Origin of the sequence: Croceitalea sp. P059, from assembly GCF_031846365.1 — a bacterium.
GTDB classification, from domain to species: Bacteria; Bacteroidota; Bacteroidia; order Flavobacteriales; family Flavobacteriaceae; genus Croceitalea; species Croceitalea vernalis.
The window spans coordinates 85,991-106,120 of sequence record NZ_JAVRHW010000004.1; the positions used below are offsets into that span (position 1 = coordinate 85,991).

General features: G+C 34.5%; 17 protein-coding genes and 1 other RNA gene. 13 read left to right on the forward strand and 5 right to left on the reverse strand.

From position 1 onward, the window contains the following. Positions 1 to 10: 10 nt before the first annotated feature. Positions 11 to 1,300, forward strand: a complete 1,290-nt coding sequence (locus tag RM542_RS13010; protein ID WP_311386185.1) for an amidohydrolase family protein — start codon at positions 11 to 13, stop codon at positions 1,298 to 1,300. A 109-nt stretch (positions 1,301 to 1,409) separates the two neighbouring features. Here RM542_RS13010 and RM542_RS13015 read toward each other — a convergent pair whose 3' ends face one another. Further along, complete coding sequence (locus RM542_RS13015; protein WP_311386186.1) at positions 1,410 to 2,210, reverse strand: DUF6503 family protein; 801 nt, start codon at positions 2,208 to 2,210, stop codon at positions 1,410 to 1,412. Between the two features lie 67 nt (positions 2,211 to 2,277). On the opposite strand from RM542_RS13015, the gene RM542_RS13020 reads away from it, so the two are divergent. The 12 genes from RM542_RS13020 to RM542_RS13075 all read left to right on the forward strand — a co-directional run bounded on the left by RM542_RS13020 (position 2,278) and on the right by RM542_RS13075 (position 17,656). Further along, a complete protein-coding gene (locus RM542_RS13020) occupies positions 2,278 to 3,072 on the forward strand; it encodes an RNA methyltransferase (RefSeq protein WP_311386187.1) in 795 nt (264 codons plus the stop codon). 5 nt (positions 3,073 to 3,077) lie between these two features. Further along, positions 3,078 to 4,310 carry a M48 family metallopeptidase gene (locus RM542_RS13025; protein ID WP_311386188.1) on the forward strand — a complete coding sequence of 411 codons (1,233 nt, stop codon included), beginning with the start codon at positions 3,078 to 3,080 and terminating at the stop codon, positions 4,308 to 4,310. A 44-nt stretch (positions 4,311 to 4,354) separates the two neighbouring features. Continuing rightward, complete coding sequence (locus RM542_RS13030; protein ID WP_311386189.1) at positions 4,355 to 6,559, forward strand: RelA/SpoT family protein; 2,205 nt, start codon at positions 4,355 to 4,357, stop codon at positions 6,557 to 6,559. A gap of 36 nt (positions 6,560 to 6,595) precedes the next feature. Further along, positions 6,596 to 7,051, forward strand: coding sequence for a transcriptional repressor (locus tag RM542_RS13035; RefSeq protein ID WP_311350543.1), 456 nt, complete (start codon positions 6,596 to 6,598; stop codon positions 7,049 to 7,051). A gap of 12 nt (positions 7,052 to 7,063) precedes the next feature. Next, positions 7,064 to 8,332, forward strand: coding sequence for an adenylosuccinate synthase (locus RM542_RS13040; RefSeq protein WP_311386190.1), 1,269 nt, complete (start codon positions 7,064 to 7,066; stop codon positions 8,330 to 8,332). Between the two features lie 72 nt (positions 8,333 to 8,404). Next, positions 8,405 to 10,105: an OstA-like protein gene (locus RM542_RS13045; RefSeq protein WP_311386191.1), complete on the forward strand. Its 1,701-nt coding sequence runs from the start codon at positions 8,405 to 8,407 to the stop codon at positions 10,103 to 10,105. A gap of 18 nt (positions 10,106 to 10,123) precedes the next feature. Beyond that, positions 10,124 to 11,317 (forward strand): aspartate aminotransferase family protein, encoded by a 1,194-nt coding sequence (locus tag RM542_RS13050; RefSeq protein ID WP_311386192.1) that lies wholly within the window; start codon positions 10,124 to 10,126, stop codon positions 11,315 to 11,317. Between the two features lie 87 nt (positions 11,318 to 11,404). Further along, positions 11,405 to 12,805, forward strand: a complete 1,401-nt coding sequence (locus RM542_RS13055) for a tetratricopeptide repeat protein (protein ID WP_311386193.1) — start codon at positions 11,405 to 11,407, stop codon at positions 12,803 to 12,805. 22 nt (positions 12,806 to 12,827) lie between these two features. Next, positions 12,828 to 13,745, forward strand: coding sequence for a DUF368 domain-containing protein (locus RM542_RS13060; protein WP_311386194.1), 918 nt, complete (start codon positions 12,828 to 12,830; stop codon positions 13,743 to 13,745). Between the two features lie 18 nt (positions 13,746 to 13,763). Continuing rightward, complete coding sequence (locus tag RM542_RS13065) at positions 13,764 to 14,801, forward strand: DUF368 domain-containing protein (protein WP_311386195.1); 1,038 nt, start codon at positions 13,764 to 13,766, stop codon at positions 14,799 to 14,801. After that, a complete protein-coding gene (aroE, locus tag RM542_RS13070) occupies positions 14,755 to 15,504 on the forward strand; it encodes a shikimate dehydrogenase (RefSeq protein ID WP_311386196.1) in 750 nt (249 codons plus the stop codon). The genes RM542_RS13065 and aroE overlap by 47 nt, the downstream gene beginning before the upstream one ends. Positions 15,505 to 15,628: 124 nt before the next feature. Continuing rightward, the gene (locus RM542_RS13075; protein ID WP_311386197.1) at positions 15,629 to 17,656 is read left to right on the forward strand and encodes a DUF349 domain-containing protein; all 2,028 of its coding nucleotides are present in this window, start codon (positions 15,629 to 15,631) and stop codon (positions 17,654 to 17,656) included. Between the two features lie 54 nt (positions 17,657 to 17,710). On the opposite strand, the gene rny is transcribed toward RM542_RS13075, so the two are convergent. From rny to RM542_RS13095, 4 genes are all read right to left on the reverse strand, one after another. Further along, positions 17,711 to 19,282 carry a ribonuclease Y gene (gene rny, locus RM542_RS13080; RefSeq protein ID WP_311386198.1) on the reverse strand — a complete coding sequence of 524 codons (1,572 nt, stop codon included), beginning with the start codon at positions 19,280 to 19,282 and terminating at the stop codon, positions 17,711 to 17,713. A gap of 50 nt (positions 19,283 to 19,332) precedes the next feature. Continuing rightward, a non-coding RNA gene (ssrS, locus tag RM542_RS13085) (6S RNA) lies at positions 19,333 to 19,443 on the reverse strand. Positions 19,444 to 19,495: 52 nt separating this feature from the next. Further along, positions 19,496 to 19,789 (reverse strand): cell division protein ZapA, encoded by a 294-nt coding sequence (locus RM542_RS13090; protein WP_311386199.1) that lies wholly within the window; start codon positions 19,787 to 19,789, stop codon positions 19,496 to 19,498. Positions 19,790 to 19,802: 13 nt separating this feature from the next. Beyond that, the gene (locus RM542_RS13095) at positions 19,803 to 20,093 is read right to left on the reverse strand and encodes a hypothetical protein (RefSeq protein ID WP_311386200.1); all 291 of its coding nucleotides are present in this window, start codon (positions 20,091 to 20,093) and stop codon (positions 19,803 to 19,805) included. Between the last annotated feature and the right edge of the window lie 37 nt (positions 20,094 to 20,130).

The window sequence follows — 20,130 nt, forward strand, 5'->3', positions numbered from 1 at the left end:
ATAATTAAAAATGAAAAAATTAAATATAGTATTAGCAATTTTATGGGGTTTTGCACTAATAGGGCAACAAACTCCCGCAGATAAACAATCTGAGCCAATAACCATTGAAGGTGCCGTTGCACATTTAGGAAATGGAAAAGTTATTGAAAACTCACTTATCATGTTTGTGGACGGTAAAATCACTTTCGTTGGTGATGCAAAAATGAAGATTGCCCGAATTGGCAAGGTGATTAATGCTAAAGGAAAGCACGTATACCCTGGCTTTATAGCACCTGGAAAATCTCTGGGTTTAGTAGAAGTAAATGCAGTGCGCGCCAGTGATGATCAAGATGAAATTGGCGACATCATACCACATATTCGCAGTTTAATTGCTTACAATGCAGAATCACAAGTAGTGGAAAGTATGCGACCTAATGGGGTTTTACTAAGTCAAATTACTCCACAAGGTGGTCGCATTTCAGGCACTTCATCCATTGTTCAATTTGATGCTTGGAACTGGGAAGACGCCGCTGTAAAAGTTGACGATGGTATTCATTTAAACTGGCCAAATACCTTTAGAAGAGGTCGCTGGTGGATGGGTGAACCGAGAGGGTATCAACCCAATAAAAACTACCAAAAAGATGTTGATGAGGTCAAAAGTTTTATGGGTAATTCTGTTGCATATGGTAAAACTATTGCCAAAGAAAGCAATCAACCATTTGAAGCAATGCAAGGACTTTTTGATGGTACACAAAAATTATATATTTATGCCCACGGTCAAAGGGAAATAATGGATGCCGTAACCTCTGCCAAAGATGCTGGAGTTAAACATGTTGTCTTAGTTGGTGGATATCATGCTCATAAAGTAACTGATTTTTTAAAAGAAAATGATATACCAGTATTGGTGAGATTTACTCACACACTGCCCTTCTTTGAAGATGATGACTATGATTTCACTTTTAAACTTCCAAAAATACTAGTTGATGCTGGTTTGTTAGTAGGTCTTCAGAATTCTGATGCATCCAACTTTCAGACTAGAAACCTGCCTTTTTATGCTGGCCAAGTGGTGGCGCAAGGTTTAGATAGGGAAACTGCCTTACAACTAATTTCTAGTAATAATGCTAAAATATTAGGTATTGATGCCAATTATGGCTCATTAGAAGTTGGTAAGAGTGCTACACTTTTTATATCCGAAGGTGATGCTTTAGACATGCGCACCAATCAATTGAGCAAAGCTTATATTGATGGACGTGATTTATCTTTAGAAACACACCAAACTGAGCTTTGGAAAAGGTATATGGGTAAGTTTGAAGGAAAGTAAAATTTGAAGAAACAAAAACATCGAATAGCTACTATCCCAGTAGCTATTCGAAACGTTTAAATTAAAAATTAGTTATTTTCATTTCAATGAAAATTAAATTCCTTTAAATTTACTTTTGAGGTTTTTGCCAATACATCGCCTTTTCTGGTTTAGCATAAAATTCATCTGAAAGTCTGACCTCAGTCGCTGAAATATTTTCAAAGTCCACTGTATTACGAGCCTCTTGAATCTCACGCCCTTCATAATTATGCCATGTAATTGATTTGGGTAAAACCAAGTTATTTACTGCTGCCCAATTATCATATCGAATCCATTTTACATTATCAGATTTTTCGCCACTTCTATATGTTACCGTATAACCTAACCATGACATTTGATGGGTTTCAGCATCAAAATGAATAAAATATTCATCCTTTGGTGTAGTTCCAACGCCATTGTTGTAACTGATACTTATTCCTGGATAATTGACACCTTCAAAAACCAAATCTTCAGTTTCACCATAAACAATACCATCATCAGCCAATACAAAAGGCATGGCATAAAAGTAAAACATCAGATTATGGTAAAACTCTACATTGCCTTTATAATTTTTATTAGAATCAAGTAACCAGGGCTTTCCATCAAAACCCATTGAAAATTGTTCGGTATCAATTCGGTCATTCCTATTCCATAAATCGGTCGTATGTGTCTCAGGGTTACTTTCTTTAGTTATGGTATATATTAGGGTGCGCTGTTTTTTCCAAACATCAAGTCCTCCGTGAGCTTCAAATATCTGCTCTAAACTTTTTGGGTATGTTTTGACTATAGTCGCTTCTTTTGATTCTTCTTTAATAATTTCTTTAGCTTCTTTAGGAGCAGGCTTACAACAAATAATAAAGAATAAAAGATAGAATAGAGAAATATATTTCATGATTTGTTATTTGTGATTTATGTCGGAATGGCGCCTATAAAATTACTGGAATACCTACTTTTAAAGTGTGGAGGAACAAAAAACAATTACAAGTTTGCAAAACCCTTTGGTTAAGAAGGTTTTACAGCTTCAAGAAAAATCTCGAATAAGAAAAAAACTAGGCCTTTTTATTATCGAAGGGCAGAAAGAATTAGAGTTAGCCCTAAAAAGAGGAATTGAGCTTGAAACAGTATTAATTTGCGAAGACTTGAGAGATTCAGCACTACAAATCGAAAAAGTAAGTCATCAACTAATTATAATTTCTAAACTTATTTATGAAAAACTAGCCTATCGAAAAACTACAGAAGGCATTATTGCTATTGCCAAAGTAAAAACTCATGCTTTAGAGAATTTAAAATTTCAAAGAAATAATCCTTTAGTTTTGGTAGCTGAAGCTCCAGAAAAACCGGGAAATATTGGGGCCTTGTTAAGAACGGCAGATGCAGCAAATTTAGATGCGGTTTTAATCGCAAACCCAAAATCGGACATATATAATCCAAACATCATTAGATCAAGTGTGGGATGCGTATTTACGCAACAAATCGGCTTAGGTTCAACAGAAGAAATCATCAGTTTTTTAAAAGATAAAAAACTAAAAATTTATTGTGCTGCGCTAAGTGCATCTGATAATTACATAAATATTGATTATACCCAAGCAACTGCAATCGTGGTAGGTACAGAATCAACAGGCTTAAGTGATACATGGTTAGAAAATGCCGACAAAAATATCATCATTCCCATGCAAGGTGAGATTGACTCAATGAATGTTTCTGTATCAGCAGCAATACTTATATTTGAAGCTAAACGCCAACGCGGATTTTGAATTATATGAGCAGTAGTTCCCTTTTTTATAGCATCATTTCCATATTGATTATTCAATTTTTAATTGATTTTTTGCTTGATTATTTAAATGCCATGCGCTTTAAAGAAAGTGTTCCAATGGAATTAAGTGATATTTTTGATGAAGCCGATTATGATAAATCTCAAGACTATAAAACCACCAATTACCGCTTTGGAATTTTGAATGATATCTTTTCGTTAACCTTAACCCTTGGATTTTTGTTCTTCGGTGGCTTTGAGTGGCTAGACAATTTTGTTCGCGAGTTTACCGAAAATAATATTGTTATGGCATTGTTGTTTTTTGGGGTACTAGTTTTTGGAAGCAGTATTATCTCTTTACCATTTTCATTTTATCAAACTTTTATTATTGAAGAAAAATTTGGTTTCAACAAAACAACCAAAAAGCTTTTCTTTCTTGACATGTTCAAAGGCTGGTTGATGACCGCTATTTTAGGTGGTGGGGTTTTAGCACTGGTTATTTGGATTTTGCAATGGTCAGGACCTAATTTCTGGCTATATGCATGGGGTGTTGTAATCTTTCTAATGCTTTTCATGAACCTCTTTTACAGCAAGTTAATTGTGCCACTATTTAATAAACAAACACCTTTAGAAGCTGGTAACCTTAAGAACGCGATAGAGAGTTATGCTAAAAAAGTAGGTTTTGAACTCAAAAATGTATTTGTTATTGACGGCTCAAAACGTTCAACAAAAGCCAATGCATATTTTTCAGGTTTCGGTAAACAAAAACGAGTTACACTTTTTGATACTCTTATTAATGATTTAGATGAAAAAGAAATCATTGCTGTTTTAGCGCATGAGGTTGGCCATTATAAACGAAAGCATATCATTTTTAATTTGACAGCTTCAATTTTACTGACTGGGTTAACATTATTTGTTTTGTCCATTTTCGTAAACAATCCAGATTTATCATTAGCTATTGGTGTTAAGCAACCTAGTTTTCATGCAGCATTAATCGGTTTTATGTTATTGTATAGTCCAATTTCTGCAATTACAGGGTTGGCAATGAATTTCCTCTCAAGAGAGTTTGAATTTCAAGCCGATGATTATGCTAAAGAAACCTATGAGGCGGCACCACTTATTACTTCATTAAAAAAGCTATCGAAAAACAATTTGAGCAACTTGACTCCACACCCCGCGTACGTATTCATGCATTACTCTCATCCTCCGCTAGTAGAACGTATCCGTAATTTAAAGGCATAATTTTTGTTGTTTACCTCTTAAGATTACGCTATTTTTAATCCTATATGACGGAGGCTGCCATTGCACAAGAGAATAAAGAAATTGCGAAGCAATACAAAGAATTGCTTCGTATCAGCTATCAAACGCTCAGTGCTTCGGATAAAAAATTGATACGTTCTGCTTTTGATGTCGCTGTTGATGCTCATAAAGAACAACGACGAAAATCTGGTGAAGCGTATATTTTTCACCCGATTGCTGTTGCCAAAATCGTAGCTTCAGAAATAGGTCTTGATGCAGTTTCTATTGCCTCTGCCCTGCTGCATGATGTGGTTGAAGACACGCCATACACCCTTGATGATATTGAACGCATATTTGGTGAAACGGTAGCTCGTATTGTAGATGGACTTACCAAAATTTCGCACCTAAAAAAAGATAAAAATATAAGTCAACAAGCGGAAAACTTTAGAAAGATGCTCTTGACTTTAAATGATGACGTACGCGTTATCATTATAAAAATCGCAGACCGCTATCATAATATGCTCACAATGGATTCTATGCCGGAGCATAAGCAAGTTAAGATAGCATCAGAAACCCTATATATTTATGCTCCGCTAGCGCATCGAATTGGTTTATACAACATTAAGACCCAATTAGAAGACTTAAGTTTAAAATATACGGAACCAGAGGTTTACGCTGATATTTTTAATAAAATAGAAGACACCGAAGAGGAGCAAAAAGCGTATATTAAATCCTTTACTAAAGTCATCCGAGACTCTTTAGATACTGAAAACCTCAGTTATGATATTAAAGGTCGAATGAAATCAATTTTTTCTATTCGTAGAAAAATGATTACTCAAAGCGTTGCTTTTGATGAGATATATGACAAATTCGCCATTAGAATCATCTACAAGGCTGACAGAAAAAATGAAAAATTTGTCGCTTGGAAAATTTATTCCATTGTTACCGACCATTTTACACCAAATCCTGTGCGCCTTCGAGATTGGATTACTTCTCCCAAATCTACTGGTTATGAAGCCTTACATATAACTGTTATGGGTCCGGAAGGTAAATGGGTTGAAGTTCAGATTAGGAGTGAACGAATGCATGAAATTGCTGAAAAAGGATACGCCGCTCATTTTAAATACAAACACGGAGAACAAAAAGAACAAGGAATTGAAATATGGCTAAATAGATTGCAAGAGGCTTTAGAAAATGCTAATACTAATGCCGTTGATTTTGTAGAAGAGTTTAAACTCAGTTTATACTCAAAGGAAATTTTTGTCTTTACTCCAAAAGGAGAATTAAAGTCATTACCTAAAGGGGCAACGCCCCTTGATTTTGCTTTTCATATTCACACACAAGTTGGTATGAATACTAGAGGGGCAAAAGTAAATGGAAAACTAGTACCCTTGAATACAGTTTTACATAGTGGAGACCAAGTAGAGATTATGACTTCTGAAAGCGCTAAGCCTAATCAAAATTGGTTAGATTATGCAAGCACTGCAAGAGCTCGAGCAAAAATCAAATCATCTTTGCGAGAAGAAAAACGAGAAGTTGCCGATGAAGGCAAAGAAATCTTGCGCAGAAAATTAAAATCTCAAAAAATAAGTTTAAATGAAGATGTGGTCAATAAAATGGTCATATACTTTAAATTAAAAACTAGTCTTGACTTGTTTTTTAGAATTGGTAATGGGGTTATTGATAATCAAAAAATAAAAGAATTCGCCTCATCATACAATAATGCCTTTCTCAATTTTTTCAAAAGTAAAATTAGACGCACTCCAACACCTGAAGACATAAATAAGGATGAGATAACCAGCAATTATGACATGTTGGTATTTGGTAACGAAGAAGAGAAATTACCTTATAAATTATCGCAATGCTGTAGTCCAATACCAGGTGATGAAGTTTTCGGTTTTGTTAGTGTGAATGATGGTATAAAAGTTCATACAAAAAATTGTCCTAATGCTATTTCATTGCAGTCTAATTATGCGTATCGTATTATGAGTGCTAAATGGATTGATTCAACCCAAGAAGATTTTACAGCCGATATTCAACTAACCGGTATTGACAATCTTGGTTTAATCAATGAAATTACAAACGTGATTTCAGACAACATGCATGTCAACATGCGTAATCTAAATTTTAGCACAAACGGTGGTACTTTTACAGGTAAAATAACTGTCGTTGTAAAAAATAATGCGATTTTGAAGAAATTAACTGCAAATTTAAAACAGATAGGTGGTATCGATAAAATCAGCAGAATTTAATTTTTAGCTGTACATTTGCAGGATAGTAAAGTCACTATGGGCAACGTTAAAAATCAGGAAATTGTTAAAAATGTTTTCACCAGTTTTTTAGAAGAAAACGGACATAGAAAAACACCTGAACGTTATGCCATTTTACAAGAGATTTATGAAAGTGATGACCATTTTGATGTAGAGTCTTTATACATTAAAATGAAAACTAAGAATTATCGCGTAAGTCGCGCTACGCTGTACAATACCATAGAATTATTATTAGATTGTAAATTGGTCAGAAAGCATCAATTTGGTAAAAATCAAGCTCAATATGAGAAGTCTTACTTTGATAGGCAGCATGATCATGTTATCTTAACCGATACCGGTGAAGTCGTTGAGTTTTGTGACCCAAGAATTCAATCTATTAAAAAAACAATTGAAGAGGTTTTTGACATTAAAATTAATAACCATTCATTATACTTCTACGGAACAAGAAACAAAGAAGAAAACCTAACCGAATAACCAAAAAACTTCATGGTAGATTTATTGCTTGGACTCCAATGGGGAGACGAAGGAAAAGGAAAAATAGTTGATGTTCTTACCACGGATTACGATATTATCGCGAGATTTCAAGGAGGACCAAATGCCGGACATACTTTAGAGTTTGATGGTATCAAACATGTATTACACACTATACCTTCAGGTATTTTTCATAAAAACGCTTTGAATGTTGTGGGTAATGGAGTTGTAATAGACCCTGTTATATTCAAAAAAGAGCTTGACAATCTTAAGAAGTTTGATATTGATATTGTTTCAAAACTTTTTATTTCAAGAAAAGCGCACTTAATTCTTCCAACGCATCGGTTACTTGATGCTGCGTCAGAGGCTTCCAAAGGGAAAGCCAAAATTGGTTCAACACTAAAAGGGATTGGCCCTACCTACATGGATAAAACAGGACGTAATGGTATGCGTGTTGGCGATTTGGAATTTGAAAATTGGAAAGAAAAATATAGAGCCTTAGCTGATAAGCACGAAGCAATGATAGGTTTTTACAACGTAGATATTCAGTATGATTTAAAGGAACTTGAAGCTGAATTTTTAGAAGGAATAAAGGAGCTAAGAAAATTAAAATTCATCGACAGTGAAGAATTTATTTTCTCTGCGATGAATGAAGGAAAGAAAATTTTAGCTGAAGGAGCTCAAGGTTCACTTTTAGATATTGATTTTGGTACTTATCCTTTTGTTACTTCATCTAACACTACTGCCGCTGGGGCCTGCACAGGTCTTGGTGTTGCTCCAAATAAAATAGGTCGTGTATTAGGTATTTTTAAGGCTTATACTACACGTGTTGGTAGCGGCCCTTTTCCTACAGAATTGTTTGATGAAGATGGTGAAACCATGGGGCGTGTTGGTAATGAGTTTGGTGCAACCACTGGTCGTCCAAGACGTTGTGGTTGGCTTGATTTGGTAGCTTTAAAATATGCTGTTCAAATCAATGGTGTAACAGAATTGATGATGATGAAAGGCGATGTATTAAGCGGTTTTAAAAAGTTAAAGGTTTGCACCGGTTATAAATATAAAGGAGAAACGATTTCTCATTTACCGTATAATATAGAAGCGGAAAATATAACTCCGATTTATAAAGAAATGAAAGGATGGGATAAGGATTTAACCAAACTAACTTCAGAATCTGAATTTCCAGAGACTTTGAACGAGTATATTAATTTTCTTGAAAAAGAACTGAATGTCCCTATTAAAATAGTTTCGGTAGGGCCAGATAGAACGCAAACTATTCATCGATAAGTTTCCCAAACCTTTCTAAATCAAACTAACAAGTTGCATCAAAAATCATACTTTTGAGCAAAACTCGGCGATTTGAAAAGAATATTATTTTTCGTCTTTATTTCAACTTTTTTGGTTGTTCACGCACAAGAGGAAACCAAAGAGGGCAAACAAATCAATATTGTATATGGAGCTAATTTTACTAAAGATGAGGCTTCAGCACCTGGCGCTTCCATTTTTAGCAAAGACAACGACCGTCAAGTTCAATTTGAGCATCAAGGAGCCGATTTATGGTGTGATATTGCCATCTTTTATTCCGCCGAAAATAAATTAAGAGCTATTGGGAATGTCCGTTTGCAACAGGGAGATTCCATCGAGATGAATAGTGGCAAATTAGACTATGACGGTAATACCAAAATTGCAAGAGCTTGGCAAAACGTTGATTTAACCGATGGTCAAATGATTTTGACCACAGATACCCTTTATTTCAATAGAGAAAAACAAGAATCATTTTATAAATCTGGTGGTAAAGTTGTTGATTCGGCGAACACCTTAACGAGTATTATAGGGACCTATTTTATGGAACTTAAAAAGGTTCAGTTTCGTAATAATGTTCATATTGACAACCCGGAATATACAATAGATTCGGAACAACTTGATTATTATAGGGTTTCTAAAAATGCATACATGTATGGGCCTTCTACCATTATTGGCGAAGAATATACTATATACTGCGAAAGAGGATTTTACGACACAAAAATTGAACAGGGTTACGGAGTTAAAAACACAACCATTAACTATAGCAACCGAATTATAGAAGGTGACAGCGTTTATTTTGATAAAACTACTTCTTTCGCCTCGGCTACTAACAACATTAAAGTTACTGACACCATAAATGATGGTGTTATCAGGGCTCATTACGCAGAAGTATTCAAAGAAAAAGATTCTCTTTTTGCAACAAAAAGAGCTGTGGCAATTAGTCTAGTTCAGCAAGATTCACTCTATATTCATGGTGATACTTTAATGGTCACTGGTCCACCAGAGGATAGAAGATTACGTGCATTCAGAAATGCAAAATTTTATAAGACAGATTTAAGTGGAAAATGTGATTCTATACACTCTTCGGAAAAAACAGGAATCACAAAATTAATTACTGAACCGATACTTTGGAACGTTGATAATCAAATGACTGGTGATAGTATTTACCTTATTTCAGATTTAGAAACAGAAAAATTAGATTCTTTAAAGGTGATTGAAAATGCCTTTATAATTGCTTTAGACACTATCGGTAAGGTTGGTTACAATCAAGCTAAAGGCGTAAATCTGTATGGGAAATTCATAGAGAATGAGCTAAAAATAATTGATTTAGTTAGAAATACGGAAGTCGTTTATTACCTCTATAATGATGATAATGAACTCATCGGAATTGATAAAACTATATGTAGCAAGATTCGTTTAGAGATGGCCAATAGCGATATTGAAGACATTACTTTTTTTGTAAATCCTGATGGTAATATATTTCCTGAAGAAGATTTACCAGAAGAAGGTCGTAAGTTAAAGGGGTTTATTTGGCGAGGTGACGAAAGAATCTATTCAAAAGAAGAAATCTTTGACGAAGACGATAATGATATTCAATTAGTTAAGATAAGAGGTATTGACAATCCTATTGATATTGATGCCGAAGAGCAAGAAAGAAATGGTATTCCACTACCCAACCCTCCTAAAATTCAAAAACCAAATTCACAAGCTATAACAAACAAAAAACCAGTTCTTAAAAGAACGAATAGTAACTAATAATTTAGGAGCGTCTAAATGAAGGAAGATTTCTTCAAATATCAAGCACAAACTACACCACACCCTTTAGCATTAGAAATATCTCATGCAAAAGGAAGCTATATTTACGACATTGATGGTAATGCACATTTAGATTTTGTCGCAGGTGTTTCAGCTTGTAGTCTTGGACACTGTCACCCAGCTGTTATAAAAGCAATCGAAGAACAACTTCAAAAATACATGCATGTAATGGTTTACGGAGAATACGTGCAAAAGCCTACGGTAGAATACACCAAGCTTTTAGCCTCTCTATTACCAGCAAAGTTAGATACTACTTATTTGGTAAATTCAGGAACAGAAGCCATCGAGGGAGCACTAAAATTAGCTCGCCGTGTGACTGGCCGTTCTCAAATAATTTCAGCTGAACATGCTTACCATGGTAGCACAATGGGTAGTTTGAGTGTAATGGGGTTTGAAGAAAGAAAAAAAGCCTTCCGTCCATTGATTCCTGATATTAGTTTCATCAATTTTAATAATGAAAATGATATTTCCAAAATAAATAAAGAAACCGCCGCGGTCATTTTAGAGACAATTCAGGGAGGTGCAGGTTTTATTACCCCCAATAATGATTACCTTCAAAAGATTCGTCAACGCTGCGATGAAGTTGGTGCCTTACTCATTCTAGATGAAATACAACCCGGTTTTGGAAGAACAGGAAAACTATTTGCTTTTGAACACTATGATATTGCGCCCGACATTTTGGTTATTGGAAAAGGGATGGCATCTGGGCTGCCTGTTGGCGCTTTTATAGCTTCAAATCAAATGATGGCTTGTTTAAAAGATAAGCCAAAACTGGGCCACATTACAACCTTTGGTGGCAACCCTGTAATAGCTGCAGCATGTTTAGCCACATTAAAAGTTCTATTAAAAGAACAGCATATTAAAGAAACTCTCGAAAAAGAAAAACTATTCAGAAGTCTACTAATTCATCCATCAATTAAAGAAATTAGAGGCAAGGGTTTAATGCTAGCATTGATGTTGGAAACTACTGAAATTGTTAACTATTTAGTTTTGTCTGCAGCCAAGAAAAAACTTATTTTGTTCTGGTTATTGTTTGAACCCAAAGCTGTTCGAATATCGCCACCCATGACTATTTCTAATGAGGAGATTAGACAAGGATGCGAGCAAATAATCAAAATTTTAAATGGTTATCAATCAACAACTGTTAACTAATTTGTTGATAACATACCCAAATCAAGGACCCAAATTAGACTAGATAAAGGCTAATTTTAAGTCCATAGCAAAACACGATACGTTTATATGGCGTTAAGACCTAACGAAAATAATGATGACTCAATTCTCAAGTTTGAGTCAATGCTTAAAACTGATGACGTCTACTTCTTTGATGCAGACGACTTCGAAAGTATTATTCACCACTATCTCAATATTGGTAAAATTGCCTTAGGTAAAAAAGCTATTCAAATTGGTTTACAACAACATCCTCATTCTTCTGAAATAAAATTACTTCGTGTTGAAGTGCTTGTTTTTGAAGATGATTTTGAAAAAGCCGAGCAATTACTTGATGAATTACAAACTATCGACAATAAAAACGATGAGATTTTTATTCAAAGGGCTAATATTTTATCTAAACAAGATGACCACCAGGGGGCAATTAATATGCTCCATAAAGCATTGCTAATTTCAGACGAAAGCTTTGATATCTATTCCTTATTAGGTATGGAATATTTATTCTTAGATGATTTTGAAAAAGCGAAAGACAACTTTGTTAAATGCTTACAATATGATGAAAGTGATTATTCATCCTTATATAATGTTATCTATTGCTTCGAATTTTTAGAAGATTTTGATGGGGCTATTGTTTATTTAAATGACTATTTAGAAAGAAACCCATATTGCGAAGTTGCATGGCATCAATTAGGCAAAATGTATTTCACCAAAGAAATGTTTCTAGAAGCACTTGCAGCTTTCGATTTTGCTATAATTTCAGATGAATCATTCCTTGGTGCCTATTTTGAAAAAGGGCGTGTTTTAGAACGATTGGGCAAGTACAATGAAGCCATTGAGAGTTATCAAACAACAATTAGTATTGATGACCCTACCTCTCATGCTTATTTAAGAATTGGAAGATGTCATGAAAGGTTAGGTAATGATGATTTAGCTAAATATTATTACTACAACACAGTTCATGAAGACCCTCTTTTAGATAAGGGTTGGTTGGCGATTACTGAGTTTTATACAAAAAAGAAAGAATTTTCTAAGGCGCAGCGATATATCAATAAAGCTATCAATATTGATGGTGAAAATGCACTTTATTGGAAAAAAAGCGCTAAAATCTTTGTTGCACTAAATAATTTGGACGAGGCAGACTTTGCTTTTAAACAAGCCGTTGATTTAGGAAATTACGAAATAGATACTTGGCAAGAGTGGAGTGCTGCACTACAAAAACTAAACGATTTTCATTCTGCAGTTCAGGTTTTGATACAAGGATTGGAGTTTTATCCCGATAACGCAGAAATGTGTTATCTACTTTCTGGTTTGTATCTAAAAACCAATCAAATAGACTTGGCGAAAGAGAAATTAGGTATTGCCCTACAATTAAATTCAGAAAAAGCTGTTTTCTTTAAAAAGAAATTCCCCGAATTTATTAATGTAAAATGGGTAAAGGATATTTTCTCAAAGAACAAAAAGGCGTCAACTTAATTCTCACAGTTACTTAAACATTATGGCAGGTCGTAATTTAATAGACTACGTATTTATTACGTTGAAGGGTATAGCAATGGGTGCCGCTGATGTTGTACCTGGCGTATCTGGTGGAACTATAGCATTTATCTCAGGAATTTATGAAGAATTGATTTCTTCAATCAATAACATCAACTTAGAACTCTTTAAAACCCTAAAAAAAGAAGGATTTAAAACAGCGTGGAAACAGTTAAATGGGAATTTTTTATTAGCACTTTTTACTGGTATTTTCATCAGCCTCTTTTCTCTTGCCAAATTTTTAAGTTGGTTGCTTGAAAATGAACCGATTCTACTTTGGTCATTCTTTTTTGGTTTAGTAACTGCAAGTATTTTTTTAGTAGGTAAAGAGATTAAAAAATGGAATGCAATTGCTGTTATAGCCCTACTGATAGGCACTGCCGTTGCTTACTTTATAACCACATTACCTCCAAATGAAAATGTCAATAGTCTACCTTTTCTATTTCTATCAGGTGCTTTAGCAGTATGTGCAATGATACTTCCTGGAATTTCTGGAGCCTTCATTTTGGTGCTATTGGGGTCATATAAAACTATTTTAGACGCCGTTCATGAACGCGATATCAAAATGGTCGCCACAGTAGCTATTGGAGCAATTTTTGGTCTTTTGAGTTTTGCTCGTCTTTTAAAATGGATGTTTAAAAACTATAAGAACACTACATTAGCGCTTTTGACCGGATTTATTCTTGGTTCACTAAATAAAATATGGCCATGGAAAGAAGTTTTAGAAACAAAGGTTTTTGATGATAAAATCATTCCAATAAACGAAAATAGTGTTTCTCCACTTTCCTTTGAGGGTGAGCCTCAATTAATGCTAGCCATTATGTTAGCGGTGCTAGGTTTTTCCCTTATTTTTATCCTTGAAAGGGTGGCTTCCAAAAAATAGAAGAAGCCAACATATTCTATGCATCAACCAAGGAAATTTACAGATAAAATATTTTTGGTCATTAAAGGACTCTTTATGGGTGCAGCCAATAAAGTTCCAGGAGTTTCTGGAGGTATTGTTGCATTTGTTGGTGGCTTTTATGAAGAATTTATTTACTCCCTCCAAAAAATCAATGCTAAGGCTTTTAGATTACTTATTAATGCTAGATTTAAAAGCTTTTATCAATACATAAATGGTACTTTTCTAGTGCTTCTGATTACTGGTATGCTTATCAGCTATTTCAGTATATCTCGTCTGTTAGATTATTTTTTAGAGAAAAAAGAACTTTTTGTTTGGGCAGCCTTTTTCGGCATGGTATTAGGTTCCATTTACTATATATCAAAGGATTACCAGCATTGGAATAAAAAAACAATTTTCACTGGTTTGATTGGTTTGATTGTCGGTATTTCAATAAGTTTTTTAAGTCCAGCAAAAGAAAACGATAATCTAATTTTTATATTTTTCTGCGGTATGATAAGCGTTTCAGGTATGACTCTACCTGGTTTATCAGGTTCATTCATCCTAATCCTTTTAGGTAATTATGTGCTTTTATTAGTAGATTCTGTAAACGGCTTATATGATACTTTTGCTGAGTTATTAAACGGTGATTTTAGTTTTTATAGAAATGAGGAACGTATTCGAATTTTAACCATATTAGGTGTTTTTACCTTAGGCTCCGCAACTGGCCTGGTAACTTTATCGCATTTATTAGGCTATGTTTTAAAGCATTACAAGCGTATAACAACATCCGTAATTATTGGATTTATAACGGGATCTTTAGGTGTTATCTGGCCCTGGAAAAAAACTATTTTTAAAACCAATGAATTCGGTGCCACCCTATTAGACTCTAATGGAGATAAGATAATTTTGAACTACGAGCGATATTGGCCAAATGTTTCATCAATGGAAACGTGGGGTGCTATTTTCTTCATTATTTTTGGCATCTTCGTATTGTTGAGTTTAGATTGGTATGGAAAAAACAGAAAAGAAAGAGAACAGGTTCGGACTAGTAGGTAAAGACATTTCCTATTCCTTTTCACAAGGTTATTTTTCAGAAAAGTTCGATAAGCTTAGCTTATCAAATTGTTCATATGAAAACTTTGATTTACCCAACATATCAAATTTCAAAGAATTACCAAATCAAAAAAATATAAAAGGCCTCAACGTTACCATACCTTATAAGGAGCTGGTAATTCCTTATTTAGATGATTTAGATCAAGAAGCTAAAACTATTGGAGCCGTCAATACTATTAAATTTACCAAAAACGGATTAAAAGGTTTTAATACTGATGCCTACGGCTTTAAAAAATCAATAACGCCAAATATCAGAAAGCATCATAAAAAAGCATTAATACTTGGTACGGGCGGAGCTTCCAAGGCCATTGCTTATGTTTTTGACACCATCGGTATAGACTATATTTATGTCTCAAGAAACCCTTCGCGAACACAGTTTAATTATAACGACTTGGATGAATCTGTTTGTAATGAATATAAAATTATAGTGAATTGCAGTCCAGTTGGGACCCATCCAAATATTAAAGAAAAGCCCAATATACCTTATCACTTGTTAACATCAAATCATTTATTATTTGACCTTATTTACAATCCTAGTAAAACCGCATTTTTAAAAGAGGGCGAACAAAAAGGAGCTACAATCCAAAATGGTTATAAAATGCTTGAATTACAGGCAGAAAAAGCCTGGGAAATCTGGAATTTGTAATTCCAATACTCCAAACCCAGTTGAAACACCATCAAAAGAATAAAGATTATCTTTGACAATGCAGGGTATAGTTAGTAACTTACCCATAAATGCCATCAATCTAAAACTTTAAAGAATACTCGTGATGGACGAAAAAGAAAACAAACTGCAAGATACCGCAGGTGAAGAAAAACAGGCGACCCCTGAAACTGAGAATACCGAAAACACTGTAAATGAAGATACAGTGGCGAAAGATATTACTACTGAAGATCGTATTGAATCATCAACTACTGATGCCCTTGAAGAAAAGCCTTTAGAGATAAAAAACGATGAGGTATTAGAAGAAATTGATCAAGAAAACGCTGAGGATGCTGAAGATTCGGAAAATGAAAAGCGTCATCAAATTCCTGTTCTAGACTACCATTCCATGTCTATGGAGAACTTAGTAGGCGAGTTGCAACGTTTGGTAAAGAACGAGAAGGTACAAGCTATAAATAAACATGTTAATGATATCAAGCATGAGTTTGACCTTAAGTTCCAAGAATTTTTAGAACAAAAAAAGGAAGAGTTTGTTACTAATGGCGGTAACGAAATCGATTTTAGATATAATTCCGTTACTAAAAGACAATTCAACGAAGTTTATGGAGAGTTTCGTGAAAAACGAAATCAGTACTATAAAAACCTTGAAAAAAGTTTAAAACAAAATCTTGAAAATCGTCTTCAAATTATTGAAGAATTGAAGGGACTAGTTAATGTTGAAGAAGACATTAATACTACCTATAAAAACTTTAAAACTATTCAGGAACAATGGCGAAACGCCGGACCTGTTCCTAGAAATAATTATAATGATGTATGGCGCACCTACCACCATCATATCGAGATTTTTTATGACTTCCTCCATTTAAATCGAGAACTACGTGATTTAGATTTTAAACACAATCTAGATGAGAAACTGAAATTGGTTGAACGGGCGGAAGGTCTTCAAAACGAACCAGACCTCGGCAAAGCTTTTAGAGAACTTCAAACCTTGCATAAGGTTTGGAAAGAAGATATCGGACCAGTAGCGAAAGAAAAACGAGAAGAAATTTGGGAACGTTTTAGTAATGCTACTAAAGCTATTCATGCAAGAAGACAAGATTACTTTAACGAGTTAGAGGCTTCTTATGAAGAGAACTTGGTTAAAAAGAATGAAATTATTGAAGCTATAAATAGTATCGCGGAAAAAGTTTCAAATAACCATAAAGGAATTCAAAATCAAATTAAAGAGGTAGAGGCACTAAGAGAATCTTTCTTTAAAGCTGGTAAAGTTCCTCAAAAGGTAAATGAGGCAACCTGGTCGGCTTTTAAAGGTGCTGTTAGAGCTTTCAATCGCGGAAAGAATGGCTTTTACAAAGGTTTAAAGAAAGAACAACACGACAATCTTGAGAAAAAACGTGCATTACTCAAATTAGCCATAGCGTTAAAAGATAGTGATGACCAAACGACAGCAACCCCAGAATTTAAACGTATTCAGAGTGAGTGGAAGAAAATAGGTCATGTACCTAGAAAATATTCAGATAAAATCTGGAACGAGTTTAAAGATGCCTGTAACCACTATTTTAATAAATTACATTCAGAAAAGAACGAAGCACAAAAAGAAGAGTTTGCCAATTTTGAAAAAAAGAATGCCTGCTTAGACCGATTGAAAGTTTTTCAACTTTCAGGTGACAAGAAAAAAGATTTAGCTTCCATCAAAGAATTTATATCAGAGTGGAAAACCTATGGCCGTCTTCCTTATAACAAAAAACATATTAACGGTAAATTCAATAAAATTATTGATGCTCTTTTTAAGAAACTCGATATCTCAAAACAAGAGTCTGAACTACTTAGATATGGTGATAAGATAAAACAACTTGCTAATTCTGATAATGATTATGCAATCAATAACGAAAGAACATTTATTCGTCGTAAAATAGACGAAAGTAAAAGTGAAATTCGTCAATTAGAAAATAATCTACAGTTCTTCTCGAATGCTTCAGAGGATAATCCATTAGTAAAAGATGTTATTAAAAACATCAACAGACACAAAGATTCTTTAGAAAGTTGGAAAGCAAAACTAAAGAACCTTAACATCATGGAAAATAACCTCAATAAAGAGGCTGAAGCTGAAAAAGATAATTCAGAGGAAGAGTAGTTCAAACTCTTTTTTAAAGATTCGAACTACTCTATCTATTATATTAATTGAATTTTATTTGGCCACATTCACCGCTCTAGTCTCACGGATAACTGTAACCTTAACTTGACCAGGATAGGTCATATCAGTTTGAATTTTCTGAGAAATTTCAAAAGAAAGTTCTGCAGCCTTATCATCATTAACTTTTTCACTTTCGACAATCACTCTAAGTTCGCGACCCGCCTGAATTGCATAGGCCTTTTGAACTCCATTGAACCCGAAAGCAACGTCTTCTAAATCTTTTAAACGTTGAATATAAGAATCCAAAACTTGACGTCTTGCACCAGGCCTCGCACCGCTAATAGCATCACAGACTTGAACAATAGGCGATATTAATGTTGTCATTTCAATTTCATCGTGGTGCGCACCAATAGCATTACAAACATCTTTCTTCTCTCCAAACTTTTCTGCCCATTGCATACCTAAAATAGCATGTGGAGTTTCTACCTCAACCTCTGTATTTGGAACTTTACCAATATCATGAAGTAATCCAGCTCTTTTTGCTAGTTTCGGGTTTATACCTAATTCTGCAGCCATCACACCACATAGCTTAGCCACTTCACGCGAGTGTTGTAATAAATTTTGACCGTATGAAGAGCGGTACTTCATTCTACCAACAGCTTTTATCAATTCTGGGTGTAACCCATGAATACCTAAATCAATAACTGTTCGTTTTCCTATTTCAACTATCTCCTCGTTAATCTGCTTTTCAGTTTTCTTTACTATCTCTTCGATTCGTGCCGGGTGTATGCGGCCATCGGTTACTAAACGGTGTAATGATAATCTTGCGACTTCTCTTCTGACAGAATCAAAACATGAAAGTATAATTGCTTCTGGAGTATCATCAACTATAATCTCAACTCCTGTGGCCGCTTCAATTGCTCGAATGTTTCGACCTTCACGACCAATGATCCTACCTTTAACATCATCTGATTCTAAATTGAAAACGGAAACACAATTTTCAACAGCTTCTTCTGTACCAATACGTTGTATCGTATTAATTACAATTTTGCGAGCCTCTTGTTGAGCTGTAAGTTTAGCTTCTTCTAAAGTTGTTTGAAGATAAGCCATTGCATCAGTCTTTGCGGTGGCCTTTAAAGACTCCATCAACTGGCTTTTTGCATCATCAGCTGATAATCCAGATATTACTTCGAGTTGTTGTACTTGACTTTTATGAAGTTTTTCTACCTCAGCTTGTTTCTTATCTAGAATTTCGCCTTTGTAATTAACTTCCTTGATTTGTGTATCTAATTGTTCCTTAAGTCTTTTTCCTTTAGCGAGCTCGCTACTAATCTGTGACTCTTTATCTCTAGTTCGCTTTTCAGCTTCGGCTATTTTCTTGTCTTTATTAATTATAACTTTTTCATGCTCAGCTTTTAATTCTAAAAACTTCTCTTTTGCCTGAAAAATTTTATCCTTCTTTATATTCTCTCCTTCTTTTTTAGCTTGTCTAATTATACTAGATGCCTCTTTTTTGGCATTAGTAATGGTTTTTGCAGCTTTTCCTTTCTCTAATACTTTGGCAATAATAAAGCCAATTACTAGTCCAACTAATGCTGCTATGATAATTATTGTGGTACTATCCATTGTGTTACGTTTGGTTAAAAAAAAAGCCCACATGGCATGAAGTTTTGTACAAACTCCTAATAACAGGTTTAGGGCTAACAAGCTGCTCAAGAATCCCTATACGAGTAGGGCCTGCTTTTACAACTTAAACTCACCCTTTTTAAAATGTAATAACGTTGAGTTTGTCAAAAAGTAAATACCGATGTGGGCAGTAAAATTATTTTAAAGAACTTATTATGACCCTAATTTACTGTGAATTAAATCGTCAAGTGCAATCAATCGCTCTTTTGCCGTTTTTGTATTCTCAGATTCGTTAATTCCGCTTTGCTCAATTTTAGAGGCAAACTGCAATGCGCACATCGCAAGAACATCTTGCTTATCACGTACTGCATAGTTTTGCTCAAATTTCTTCGCTAAGTGGTCAATATTCTTAGCGGCTTTTCGCAACCCTTCTTCTTGCTTAGGATCAATCGTTAAAGGATAGACCCTGTCTGCTATAGAAAGCTTGATTTTGAGCTTTTCCTCCATATGCTATAGTTCACTATTCCGCTAATTGGGCAATACAACTGTCCAACTCTCTAATTAGTGTATTTATTTTAAGCTTTGCTTCTGTTTTATTTGTGTTACTGCCTAACATTGAACTTGCGAGTTTCAAGGAATTATATTTTTCTTCCCAATCCACCATAGCACTTTCAGTCTTTTGTTTTTTCTCTTTGGCAGCTATCAACTCCTCTTGAAGTTTAATATTTGACTGCTGAAGTAACTCAAGCTTGTGCAAAAGTTTACTTACCTTATTTTCTAAAGAATCAACAATTTCAACCAGTTCGCCCATGTGCAAATCGCAATGCGTATCTCACAAAGTTAACCAA

Coding starts and splice junctions, on each gene's coding strand:
- RM542_RS13010 (WP_311386185.1), top strand. CDS start 11: ATGAAAAAATTAAATATAGTATTAGCAATTTTATGGGGTTTTGCACTA.
- RM542_RS13015 (WP_311386186.1), bottom strand. CDS start 2,210: ATGAAATATATTTCTCTATTCTATCTTTTATTCTTTATTATTTGTTGT.
- RM542_RS13025 (WP_311386188.1), top strand. CDS start 3,078: ATGAGCAGTAGTTCCCTTTTTTATAGCATCATTTCCATATTGATTATT.
- RM542_RS13030 (WP_311386189.1), top strand. CDS start 4,355: ATGACGGAGGCTGCCATTGCACAAGAGAATAAAGAAATTGCGAAGCAA.
- RM542_RS13035 (WP_311350543.1), top strand. CDS start 6,596: ATGGGCAACGTTAAAAATCAGGAAATTGTTAAAAATGTTTTCACCAGT.
- RM542_RS13040 (WP_311386190.1), top strand. CDS start 7,064: ATGGTAGATTTATTGCTTGGACTCCAATGGGGAGACGAAGGAAAAGGA.
- RM542_RS13050 (WP_311386192.1), top strand. CDS start 10,124: ATGAAGGAAGATTTCTTCAAATATCAAGCACAAACTACACCACACCCT.
- RM542_RS13055 (WP_311386193.1), top strand. CDS start 11,405: ATGGCGTTAAGACCTAACGAAAATAATGATGACTCAATTCTCAAGTTT.
- RM542_RS13060 (WP_311386194.1), top strand. CDS start 12,828: ATGGCAGGTCGTAATTTAATAGACTACGTATTTATTACGTTGAAGGGT.
- RM542_RS13065 (WP_311386195.1), top strand. CDS start 13,764: ATGCATCAACCAAGGAAATTTACAGATAAAATATTTTTGGTCATTAAA.
- aroE (WP_311386196.1), top strand. CDS start 14,755: ATGGAAAAAACAGAAAAGAAAGAGAACAGGTTCGGACTAGTAGGTAAA.
- RM542_RS13075 (WP_311386197.1), top strand. CDS start 15,629: ATGGACGAAAAAGAAAACAAACTGCAAGATACCGCAGGTGAAGAAAAA.
- rny (WP_311386198.1), bottom strand. CDS start 19,282: ATGGATAGTACCACAATAATTATCATAGCAGCATTAGTTGGACTAGTA.
- RM542_RS13090 (WP_311386199.1), bottom strand. CDS start 19,789: ATGGAGGAAAAGCTCAAAATCAAGCTTTCTATAGCAGACAGGGTCTAT.
- RM542_RS13095 (WP_311386200.1), bottom strand. CDS start 20,093: ATGGGCGAACTGGTTGAAATTGTTGATTCTTTAGAAAATAAGGTAAGT.